The organism is Chloroflexota bacterium (assembly GCA_009840355.1).
Classification (GTDB): Bacteria; Chloroflexota; Dehalococcoidia; order Lucifugimonadales; family JADFKI01; genus Bin90.
The window spans coordinates 1-11,571 of record VXNZ01000006.1; the positions used below are offsets into that span (position 1 = coordinate 1).

The following is an 11,571-nucleotide window of genomic DNA, read 5'->3' on the forward strand; positions in this document are numbered from 1 at the left end:
CCCCTGTCTCTGCCACCCCCGCCCCTGCCGCCGCGGTCGTTGCGGCCGCGGTCATTGCGGCCTCTGCCGCCGCCGCCGCGGTAGCCGCCGGAGCGCTGCGGACGACCGCCTCCGACAGGCTCTCTGCCGTTAGGGTCGATCTCTTCGTCAACGAGCAGCGCGCGGCGCGACAGGTTGACCCGTCCGAGGTCGTCTATCTGAATGACGGCGACGGTGAGTTCCTGTCCGATTTCCACGACATCGCCGACTGACGGCACTCGCTCTTCCGCGAGTTCGCTGATGTGCACCAAGCCATCCTTGCCCGGCAGAATGTCCACGAACGCGCCGAAGTCCATTATGCGGCTGACCTTGCCGGTAAATATGTCGCCGACCTTCACTTCGCGCGTAAGGTCCTCGATCATCTGCACGGCCTTCGCCGCCGCCGCGCCGTCCGCAGAGCCGATGACCACCGTGCCGTCTTCTTGAATGTCCACGGTCGCGCCGGTCTCTTCAGTGATGCCGCGAATGGTCTTGCCGCCGGGTCCTATCACCGTGCCAATCTTCTCCACAGGTACGCTGATTTGCAGCATGCGCGGCGCGAACGGGCTGAGGTCTTCCCGCGTGTCGCTGATGGTCTCGCGCATGTGGTCGAGAATGAACAGCCGCGCTTCCTTCGCCTGCTCCAAGGCGTCGCGCACGACATCGAAACTGATGCTGTTCACCTTGATGTCCAGCTGAATCGCAGTGATGCCCTCGCGTGTGCCCGCGACCTTGAAGTCCATATCGCCTACATGATCTTCCATGCCCTGAATGTCGGTGATAGTTGCGTATTCGCCGTCCTCGCCGTCAATCAGCCCGATGGAGATGCCCGCGACCGGAGCCTTAATGGGAACGCCTGCGTCCATCAGCGCAAGTGTCCCTGCGCAGACGCTTGCCATGGATGTGCTACCGTTCGAGCCGAGCGCCTCGCAGACGATCCGCAGTGTATATGGAAACTCATCCTGAGTGGGCAGCACAGGCGCGATGGCGCGCTCCGCAAGTGCGCCGTGTCCGACTTCGCGGCGTCCGGGCGAGCCGATGCGCCGCACTTCGCCGACCGAGTATGGCGGGAAGTTATAGTGCAGCATGAAGCGCTTGGTGTCTTCCGGCGTCAGCGTGTCCAGCCGCTGCGCGTCACCGACCGAGCCGAGCGTCGCCACACCGAGAATCTGTGTCTCGCCTCGATTGAACAGACCGCTGCCATGCACTCTCGGCAGCAGGTTGACCGCGCTGGATATTGGGCGAATCTCGCGCCTGTCGCGTCCGTCCGGGCGCTTGCCGCCGGACAGCACATTGTGCTTGAACGCCTGCTCAAGCTGCGCCTCGAACGCGTCGCGCAGGTGATTGGATTCGTAGTCTTCGCCCAGCGCCTCGGCGACTTTGGCGCGCAGTTCGTCCAGCTTCTCGTACAAGTCAACCTTGCCGGTGGACGATGCAAATGCCTCGATTAGGCCATCACCGAGAATGTCGGCGAGCTCGTCGTCAAGCTCCGCCGGATATGCGAACGAGTCGTAACCGGACTTGGGCTTGCCGATGGCGGATACCATTTCGTCTTGGAAGTCGATTAGCCCTAGGTTGACTTCGTGTGCGAGCGCGATCGCGTCGAAGACTACTTCTTCGGGCAGTTCGCTCGCGCCTGCCTCCATCATTGTAACGCCGTCGCGTGAGCTAGACACAACGATGTCCAACTCGCTTTCGTCGATCTGTTCGTAAGTCGGGTTCACCACAAGTTCGCCGTCGATGTAGCCGACGCGCGTGGCGGCGATTGGTCCGCCGAATGGAATGTCGGAGATGGACAGCGCCGCCGATGCCGCGGTCATAACCAGCGTCTCGAACGGTGTTTCCATATCGATCGACAGCGGGGTTGCGACAATCTGCACTTCGTTGCGGAAGTCGCTAGGGAACAGCGGGCGAATCTGCCTGTCTGTCAAACGCGCCATCAGTATGCCGTGAGTGCTGGGTCGCCCCTCGCGCCGGAAGAAACTGCCGGGAATCTTGCCCCTGGAATACAGGCGCTCTTCCACATCGATGGTTAGTGGGAAGAAGTCGATGCCCTCGCGCGGCTTGGACATCGTGGCGGTGATGAGCAAGGCATTATCGCCCTGCTTGACTAGGATGGAGCCATTGGCTTGTAGTGCTAGTTGGCCGCTCTCCATGACGAGCGTGCCGGATTCATAAACGTGTTCAAACGAGTTCAGCATAAGATAACATTCCTCCAGGGGGAACGCGAGAAAGAAGAAAGGCAGCCCCGCTGCCTAGTGAACTGGGCTACCTTCTCAGACCGAGCTTGGCGATGAGCGCCCTGTAACGGCCTACGTCTTCCCTGTTGAGGTATCGAAGCAACCTGCGCCGCCTGCCGACCATCTTCAACAGGCCGCGGCGTGTGGACTCGTCGTGCTTATGGACTCTGAGGTGTTCCGTGAGTTGCTGGATGCGGGTAGTCAGGACAGCTACCTGAAGTTCGGTAGAGCCTGAGTCGTTCTCGTGGGTACGATGCTCTGCAATTACGGCTTGCTTTTCAGCCTTATTCAATCCCTTCTCCCGGGAGTTCCCCTTAAATATGATTTTCCTTCTCTTCTCAACAGCAAGTCTAGCACAGCGCAGCAGAATGGCGCAACGGATTTTGCGCTACGGCGCGACTGGCAACTGCCACCCTAATAGCCTAGTCTCCCTGATTATATAAGCATAGGATGGGGCAATTTAGAATAGGGGCAATAATGCACTTGCTTATTACAAGACATTTCACAAATGAAATTCTTCTCTGTCATTTGCTACTCTTCTCTGTCATTTCGAGCGAAGCGAGAAATCTAAAGTCGTAAATAGGTTTGCGTGCGATGATTTCAGATTCATCACTGCGTTCGGAATAACAAAAACAGTGTGGAATGACGACATTATGATTTGTGAAATCATGATTTGTGAAATCGTCTTTATTACAGCGATGCGATAAACTCGGTTACGGCGTTCTGGAAGCCGGACGGGCTGTCGCCCATGACCAGGTGCCCCGCGCCCTCGATTGTGGCTAGGCGGCTGTTGGGGATTGCTTGGTGCATCCTGTCGGCGGTGTCCAGCGCCACGATGTCGCTAGCGCCGCCGCGCACCAGCAGCGTCGGACATTGCAGCGATCGGATGTATCCCCAAAGGCGCTGCTCGGTATCAGGGTCGCTGCCCATACGCCGTCCCGGTCTGCGGAGCGCGCGGTCGTACTTCCAAGTCCAATTGCCGTTCGGCAGCTCCTTGAGGTTGTGCAGGATGCTGCCGCGCACCTGCTGCCGGTCGCGGCGCGGGTTGAACTGCAATACGCGGTCCACGAAGGCATCGACCGACTCCAGTTCGTCGTCCTGCTGTACGAAGTTGCGGATGTTGTCCGTGCCTTGCGTCATATTCTGCGGCGCGGCGTCCACTATGACCAGCGCCTTCACCTTGCCCGGGTTGTTCGCCGCGTATGTGAATGAATTCCTGCCGCCCATGGAAAGCCCCATCAGTACAAAGCCCTCCAGTCCCAGCGCATCGACGACGGCGGATATGTCCTGCTGCTGCGTCTCAGGGGAGTAGTCGCCGTCCGGCGCCCAGTCGCTGTCGCCGTGCCCGCGCTGGTCCAGAACGATGACATGGTAGTCGTCGCTGAAGCCAAGCGCGACGAAGTCCCACGAATGGCAAGTCTGCGCGAAGCCGTGCAGCAGGAGCATCGGCGGGTTGTCCGGGTTGCCCCATTCAAGGTAGTGAAAGCGCAGCCCGTTCGCATCGACGAACTTGTCCTGCGGCACGTTATCGTTTGCGAACCGCACGCCCATCGCGCGCGCCGCGTCATGTAGCGATAGTCCTTGCGTACTTGCCTGTGATCTCAAATCTCTATGCCTCCGAATATCCGCGATTTCGTTATCTTGCTGAACTTGTCAGTCGATTTTCCCGTAATGTAACGCGCCAAATCATACACCAGAAGGAAGGGTCTTGTCAGGCACGGCGCAATACCCTGAGACGATTTCATAAATCCCTAATGCTGTCATTCCGTGCTGTTCTTGTCATTCCGAACGCAGCCCTAATGCTGTCATTCCGAACGCAGTGAGGAATCTGAAATCGCCGCATGCAAACCTGTTTTTGACTTTAGATTTCTCGCTTCGCTCGAAACGACAAGGGCAAATTGCATTTGTGAAATCGTCTTAATGCCCTATAACGACGGACGCCGCGTATGCCAGTCCGTCGCCTGCTCGTAGGCGTAAGCTACTTGCAGGGCTAGGGCGTCGTTGAATGGGGACGCGGCGAGCTGCATGCCTATGGGCAAGCTGTCGGAGCTGAAGCCGCACGGCACCGATACGGTGGGGATGCCGCAGACGTTATGCGGGCGTGTGAGGCGCGGCATCATAGCGAGCTTGTGCTCAGTCTGCCCGTTGACTTCAACGATGTTCTCGCCGATTTTTGGCGCGGGGACGGCGTTGGTCGGCGCGAGCAGGATATCGTATGTCTTGAACGCGTCCGCAAAAGCGCGGTTGAAATCGGTGCGTGCTCGCTGCGCCGCAATGTATGCGACGGCGGTCGTCATCGCGCCTTCTTCCAAGCGTCCGCGCACATCCGCGCCGAAGTCGTCCGCCCGCTCACGCAGGTTGTCGAGGTGTATCTCCGCCGCCTCGGTCAGCAGAATCGTGCCGGATATGCTGATGGAATCGTTCAGCGCGGGAATGGAGCACTCTTCCACATGTGCGCCAAGCTCTTCGAGTTCGCCTGTCGCCTGCTGAACCGCCGCTCGCACTTCGTCGTCGATGATGTCGTAGAAGTAATCCTGCGGCACGCCAATCCGCAGCCCGGTGATGTCCTGCCCTAACAGGCGCGTGAAATCTTCGTCAGGGCGGTTAGCGCAGGACTGGTCGCGCGCATCGTAGCCGGCGATGGCGTTCATCACGATTGCCGCGTCCAGCACGGTGCGGGTCATTGGTCCTACGGTGTCCAGGCTGTTCGCGAGCGGGAAGACGCCGTGCCTGCTGATGCGGCCGAAGGTTGGCTTATGCCCCACGATGCCGCAAGCCGACGCGGGGATGCGCACCGAGCCGCCGGTGTCGCTGCCAAGCGTCGCCATGCACTGCCCGCCGGCGACCGATGAGCCGGAACCGCCGCTCGACCCGCCGGTGATTCGCGTGATGTCCCAGGGATTGTGCGCCGGTCCGTGGTGCGGGTTCTCGCTGGTTGCGCCGAGAGCGAACTCGTGCATCTGCAGCTTGCCCATGAGTATCGCGCCGGCGTCTTGGAATCGCTCTGTAACTGCGGCGTCGTAATCGGGCACGAAATCGCCCATTATCTTGGAGCCAATGGTCGTGCGGACGCCCTTCGTGTAGTACAGGTCTTTCAAGCCGACGGGGATGCCGTGCAGCGCGCCGCGATAGTTGCCCGCTTGTATCTCCGCCTCCGCGCTTGCGGCAGCTGCCTTCGCCTCGTCCGCGAGCAGCGTTACGAACGAGTTCAGCCGTTCGTCCGTGCTTTCAATGCGGTCAAGATGCGCCGCGACGAGTTCGGCAGGGGAAAGCCGCTTGCTTTCGATGAGAGCCGCCGCTTCGCTGATGGTGAGGTAGTGTAGATCGGATTCAGGCATTGTTTTCTCCAAGTTGGGAATCGGATTAAATCAGTTCTTGCGTGTGTTGATTGCATGGGTTATAGAGACGATTTCACAAATCCTTAATGTTGTTATTCCGAACATTCACCCCGTCATTCCGAACGCAACCCTAATACTGTCATTCCGAACGAAGTGAGGAATCTGAAGCATGTCCCTGCGAAGGCAGGGATCGTTGCCTGCAATTCCGTTTCCGACTTCAGCTTTCTCGCCTCGCTCGAAATGACAGGTATAAATTGCAATTGTGAAATCGTCTTATGAGTTATATCGGTCATGTTGAAGTTAGCAGTTTGACACTCCCTAGCCTAACCCCAGCCTCCCCCTGACGGGGAATGGACGCGCTAATCGCCGCCGGATGCGGCGCGCTGCGGTTGTTGACGGGCGGATGACATGGTTTGCTCTACTTGGTTCACTAGCGTGCCGATGTTGCGGACCTGCCTGTTGAGCATAGCTGGACCGACGGCGAATCCTGCGACCGCGAGACCGCCGATGAACACCGCCAGCGGCGCGCCGAGGTAGTTCGCTATCCAGCCGGCCTGCATTCCGCCAAGCGGCATAATGCTCCATGTCATGCCGTAGAAGCCCATCACTCTGCCGCGCATGCTGTTCGGCACCATCATCTGCAGCGAACTCATTATCGAAATCATGTAGATTGAGTTGAATATGCCGATGAAGAGCATAATCCCTAGTGCAAGCAGATATGACGGGTACGCCTGAGACGCCGTGCCGAACAGCATCAGCGACAGGCCGAATGCGGTCGCGCCGCCTATGAGCATCAACCCCTTCTGCCGGAAATTACCCACCGAGCCGAGTATCATCGTGGTGGCAAGTGCGCCGGCGCCGCTTACACCCATAAGCACGCCCTGCCCATCCGCGCCGACCTTCAGGATGTCCACTGCGAAGATGGGCATCATGAAGATATACGCCATGCCGAAGAAGCTGTTGAAGAATGTCATCGCGATGAGGAATGAGAATGCCGAATTACCGACGATGAATTTCAAGCCGTCCAGCATGTCGCGGGCGGCGTTGCCGCTGCCGCCGCGCTCTATCTGCGGCACTTTGAGCGCGACCATCACCAGCGCCATTGTTACAAAGCCCGCGCCGGATAGGAACAGCGATATGGAAGTGCCGAGGTACGCGATGATTAAACCCGCAATTGCGGGCGCCACGATGCGCGTCCCTTGCCAGATTGCGGCGTTCAGCGACACCGCGCTCATAATGGCGGAGCGCTCTATTAGGTGCGGGTACAGCGCCTGGCGTGCGGGCTGGTCGAATGCGTTAACCGCGCCGGCAAGAAACGCGATGAGCAGCAGGTTGTAGATATGCAGCGCATCGAACAGCGTCATCAGCGCGAGGATGAAGATGAGCAACGCGGTGACGATCTGGCAGGCGATGATGAGACGCCGCTTGTCGAACATGTCTGCGAACACGCCGCCGAAGAGGTTCAGAAGTATGGCAGGTATGGCGTTGAGGGCACCAACGTAGCCAAGGAACAGCGGCGAGTTCGTCAGGTCGTACGCCACCCAGAGCATGGCGAATGTTAGCATCTGGAAGCCGCTGACGGACGCCAGTGTGCCAAACCAGTATTTGCGATACGCGGGATAACGCAGCGCTGGCGGAATATAGCGCTGGAGCAAGCTGATGAAGTAGAAATACGGTGCACTAGGCGCGTGTTCGGTCAACCGCAGCCTCGCTCGAATTGCCGGGTTTAGTCGCGCAGGGGAATCCTGCCCCAAGTAACGGCGTCAGGGTTTTCGGCAAGCTGCCTGTCCCGGATCGCCTCGCGAATGTTCACCAAGGTGTCATTCACCTCACCGGTCACATAGACCCAATCGGGTTCTTCCGGAAACCAGTATGGCGATGTGATGCGAACCACCTTGTGCTCGCTGGGATTCAGATATATGCCGAACTTGGAAACATGCGGTAACATTTCAACCTCTGATAGCACTAAACTAGCATACGATAGGCGTATATTCAACGGGGATTTGGCACGGGTATTCTTGGCACGTGCTGATTATCGAATCGTCATTCCTGCGAAACCAGGAATCCAGTGTCGTTATGGACAGATCGGATTTGCATTATCAGCACATATAGAGAACACCTTGGCGTGGATGCGGCGCTACTCGACGGTTACGGATTTGGCTAGGTTGCGGGGCATGTCCACATCGCAGCCGCGCTCCACGGCGATGTAGTATGCCAGCAGCTGCATCGGGATGGCGTTCAGGATTGGCGTGATGTTCTCGGACGCTTGCGGCACCCATATCACATCGTTCGCCTTGTCGCCGATATGCTCGTCACCTTCCGTGGCGACTGCGATTACGCTGCCGCGCCGCGCCTTGACTTCGTTCACATTGCCGAGCATTTTCTCATATAGGTCGTCCTTCGGCACGAGCGCAACGACAGGCATTTTTCTGTCTATCAGCGAGATCGGACCGTGCTTCATCTCGCCTGCCGGATAGCCCTCGGCATGTATGTAGCTTATCTCCTTGAGCTTTAGCGCGCCCTCCATCGCCAGCGGATAATTCTTGCCGCGTCCCAAGAACAGGAAATTCGCGCGGCGGGAGTAGTTCAGGGCGAGGCGTTCATACTGCGCCTGCTCGGATATGAGCTGCCCTATCATCTCCGGCAGGTGCGCCAATTCCTGCACGATGGTCTTCAGCCGCTTTCGGCTTATCCTGCCGCGCTTAACGCCGAGATACGCAGCCAGCGCGTACAGCGTCACCAGCGAGCAGACGAATGTCTTCGTGCCGGCCACGCTTATCTCCAGACCGGCGCGTATGGGCAGCACAGCATCGGCAATACGCGTTGACTGTGTGCCTTCGTAGTTGCACAGCGTAACCTGCCTTGCGCCGCGCCGCTTCGACTCTTCCATCGCGCCCAGTGTGTCCGCCGTCTCGCCGGACTGCGATATGGATATGATCAGCGTGTTCTCGTCCATATAGGCGTCGCGGTATCGGAACTCGGACGAGTTGTCCACCTCGCACGCCATGCCCGCCAGCGATTCGATCCACATCCGCCCTACCATGCCGGCATGCATGCTCGTCCCCATGCCGATGATGATTGCGCGGTTGAACTGCTGTATTTCCTCGTCGGTAAATGTAAGTTCCGGCAGCGTAATGCCCGGCGGAGCGAACTGCACGCGTCCACGCAGCGTGTCGAGAACCGCGTCCGGCTGCTCGTGTATCTCTTTGAGCATGAAGTGGCTATACTCGCCCTTCGTCGCGGTCATAGCTTCGTAGGACACACGCGCCTTATTCTTTTTGACGGGCGTGCCGTCGATGCGCGTGTACTTCACTACATCACGCGTAACCGTCGCCATCTCACCTACCCCAAGATACGCCACATCTCGCACATGGGGCAGCAGCGCGGATATGTCGCTTGCGAGCAGCATTTCGTCTTCGCCATACCCGATGACGATGCCGCCCGCGTTGCCCAGCTTGAACGACACTATCTTGTCCGGCTCCTTCCTGCTCAGCACCACGACCGCATTTGCGCCTTCCATTCGGCTTGCCACGGCACGCACCGCATCTTCGAGCGAGCAGCCTTCGCGCATGTACGATTCGATGAGATTCGGGATGCACTCGGAGTCCGTCTGCGAATTGAACTTGTATCCTTTCGCTACGAGTTCCTGCTTCAGTTCTAGGTAGTTCTCGAATATGCCGTTATGCACGACCAGAATATCGCCGGTGTAATCGGAGTGCGGGTGCGCGTTGAAGTCGGTCGGTCCGCCGTGCGTCGCCCAGCGCGTATGCCCGACGCCGCTGTTGCCCTCCGGCAAGCCGTTCCGCAATATGCTGCGGAGCCTGGACAGCTTGCCCGCGGACTTGTACAGTTGCGGCATACCGACTTCGTCCAGCACGGCGATGCCGGCGCTGTCGTAGCCGCGATACTCGAGCGCGCCAAGCCCTTCAAGAATAATCGGCGCCGCCGCGCGATTGCCTATGTATCCAATAATGCCGCACATATTCTACACTCTCACCCGACACTCTCGCCCGCGCCGCGCCGTGCCGCGTTCTTTATCGCCTCTTCGTTGTACACGCCGCGAATCTCGTCGGGCAGCTGCATCGCCACGCGCTGCATTATCATATCGGAAATCGATTCGAGCAATTCACGGCTCGGTCTGCCCTCGATAGGCGGCACGGAGAACACCGGACCGATGTTCACGGTTATTTTGCCTGTCGGGTTGAACACGCGCATCCATGTGCCGAGCCTGTGCGTTCCCACGATGCCAACGGGCAGGATGGCTGCCTGCGACTGCAATGCGATTTGCGCGATGCCCGGCTTTGCCCGCGTCATGCCGTCGCGCGACCGCGTGCCTTCGGGAAACAGCACGACAGGCTTGCCAGCCCTGAGCTGCCCGACGACCCAGCGATACGCGCGAATGTCGGCGCTCTCGCGGTTGACGGGAAACGCGCCATACGAACTCAGGAACCAAGTGATGGCATGCCCCATGAACAAGCTCGCCTTGGCGAGGAAATACACTCTGCGCGGAACGCTTGCGCTTAGCAGCGGCGGGTCGAAGTTGCTCTGGTGATTCGCGATGATGATGAGCGCGCCCATAGGCGGCACATTCTCCAAGCCGTTCACCTTCCAGTCGGCGAACAGCCGCAGCACCATGCGCTGCAGCGGTATGCATATCCGATATAGCCAGTCCGTTAACATGCGCGCACCTTCGATAGTATTTGCAGCACGACATCTTCGACGGTCAGGCTATCGGTGCGGATGATGGTGGCGTCATCGGCGGGACGGAGCGGCGAATCGTCGCGCTCGCTGTCAATCCTGTCGCGCCGCCGCATGTCGTCCAGCACACGCTGCAAGTCGCGCTCTTGTCCCGCCTCAAGCGCGCGGCGCTTAGCGCGGACTTCTGCCGATGCCGTCAGGAAAATCTTCGCGCCGGCATCAGGCAGCACGACCGTGCCGATGTCCCTGCCGCACATCACGATGCCGGAGTCTGCCGCTATGCTGCGCTGCTGAGCCACCAGCGCCCGGCGCACACCGCTCACCGCGGACACTGCGGACACATTGGCATCGACCTCCGGCAGCCTGAGCATATCGGTGATGTCGTCACCGTCCAGCAGCAGCCTGTCCTCGCCCCCTGACGCCGCGAGCCGCATATCCGCGTGAGCCGTCATCGCCGTCAGTTCGCAAGCGTCGTCAGGTGAAACACCCGTCCGTATCGCCTCCCAAGTGATAGCACGGTACATCGTGCCGGTGTCGAGGAAACGCAAGCCAAGCCGGCGCGCAATCTCCCGCCCGACGACGCTCTTGCCGGACGCGGCCGGCCCGTCAATCGCCAGTGTGAGAGTACAATCGCTGTCAGCCTTCAATCGAACGTTCTACCTTCGGGGATATGGGGAATCGGTGTCGTGCTTGCCCTGATGCCGTTCAGTCTGCACTGATTATAAGGCGCACGCCAATGATGGGGCAAGAAGCGGCGGCGAAAGACGATTTCACAAATGCAGTCTATGCCTGTCCTTTCGAGCGAAGCGAGAAATCTAAAGTCGGAAACAGGTTCGCATGCGACGATCTCTACCTTCGCAGGGACATGCTTCAGCTTCCTCACTAAGACAATTTCAAAAGTCCCTTCCCCCTCGATGGGGGAAGGTTAGGATGGGGGTGAAATATGTGTCCACCACCACCTTTTGCAAATGTCTCCTTCTAAAATCACCCCTTGACAACTCAACCACTTACCTTCATAATCAGAACATATGATTGCTAACACTCGAAATCTGAAACCTGACGCCTGAAACCTAATATGTGCATCCAAACAGCCCTACAACAGAAAATAGCCAATCTCACCAACGACGGCGAAACCATAGCCATGTTCCTTGTGGACACCATGCAAAGCGACAGCTATGCCATCAAGACCTGCCACAAGATGGACGCCGCTCGCATGCTAACTAAGTACGGCTTCGCGCAAGTCGAAGGCAATGTCATACCCTTCGACCCAACCGGCG

General features: G+C 58.7%; 10 protein-coding genes. 1 reads left to right on the forward strand and 9 read right to left on the reverse strand.

Going from position 1 to position 11,571, the window contains the following annotated elements; translation table 11 throughout:
* From F4X57_01340 to F4X57_01380, 9 genes are all read right to left on the reverse strand, one after another.
* Positions 1–2,219: polyribonucleotide nucleotidyltransferase (locus F4X57_01340; protein MYC05818.1), on the reverse strand; the 2,219-nt coding region annotated here is incomplete at its 3' end.
* 67 nt (positions 2,220–2,286) lie between these two features.
* The gene (rpsO, locus tag F4X57_01345) at positions 2,287–2,550 is read right to left on the reverse strand and encodes a 30S ribosomal protein S15 (GenBank protein ID MYC05819.1); all 264 of its coding nucleotides are present in this window, start codon (positions 2,548–2,550) and stop codon (positions 2,287–2,289) included.
* A 398-nt stretch (positions 2,551–2,948) separates the two neighbouring features.
* Positions 2,949–3,863 carry an alpha/beta hydrolase gene (locus tag F4X57_01350; GenBank protein ID MYC05820.1) on the reverse strand — a complete coding sequence of 305 codons (915 nt, stop codon included), beginning with the start codon at positions 3,861–3,863 and terminating at the stop codon, positions 2,949–2,951.
* A gap of 320 nt (positions 3,864–4,183) precedes the next feature.
* Positions 4,184–5,596 (reverse strand): Asp-tRNA(Asn)/Glu-tRNA(Gln) amidotransferase subunit GatA, encoded by a 1,413-nt coding sequence (gene gatA / locus F4X57_01355; GenBank protein ID MYC05821.1) that lies wholly within the window; start codon positions 5,594–5,596, stop codon positions 4,184–4,186.
* Between the two features lie 359 nt (positions 5,597–5,955).
* Positions 5,956–7,350: an MFS transporter gene (locus F4X57_01360; GenBank protein MYC05822.1), complete on the reverse strand. Its 1,395-nt coding sequence runs from the start codon at positions 7,348–7,350 to the stop codon at positions 5,956–5,958.
* Positions 7,323–7,544 (reverse strand): hypothetical protein, encoded by a 222-nt coding sequence (locus tag F4X57_01365; GenBank protein ID MYC05823.1) that lies wholly within the window; start codon positions 7,542–7,544, stop codon positions 7,323–7,325. Before F4X57_01365 ends, F4X57_01360 begins: the two co-directional genes overlap by 28 nt.
* 189 nt (positions 7,545–7,733) lie before the next feature.
* Positions 7,734–9,578, reverse strand: coding sequence for a glutamine--fructose-6-phosphate transaminase (isomerizing) (gene glmS, locus F4X57_01370; protein MYC05824.1), 1,845 nt, complete (start codon positions 9,576–9,578; stop codon positions 7,734–7,736).
* An 11-nt stretch (positions 9,579–9,589) separates the two neighbouring features.
* A complete protein-coding gene (locus F4X57_01375; GenBank protein MYC05825.1) occupies positions 9,590–10,276 on the reverse strand; it encodes a 1-acyl-sn-glycerol-3-phosphate acyltransferase in 687 nt (228 codons plus the stop codon).
* Positions 10,270–10,941, reverse strand: a complete 672-nt coding sequence (locus tag F4X57_01380) for a (d)CMP kinase (protein MYC05826.1) — start codon at positions 10,939–10,941, stop codon at positions 10,270–10,272. Before F4X57_01380 ends, F4X57_01375 begins: the two co-directional genes overlap by 7 nt.
* A gap of 428 nt (positions 10,942–11,369) precedes the next feature.
* Between F4X57_01380 and F4X57_01385 the strand changes: the two genes are divergently transcribed.
* On the forward strand, positions 11,370–11,571 hold a 202-nt coding region (locus F4X57_01385), incomplete at its 3' end, for a hypothetical protein (GenBank protein ID MYC05827.1).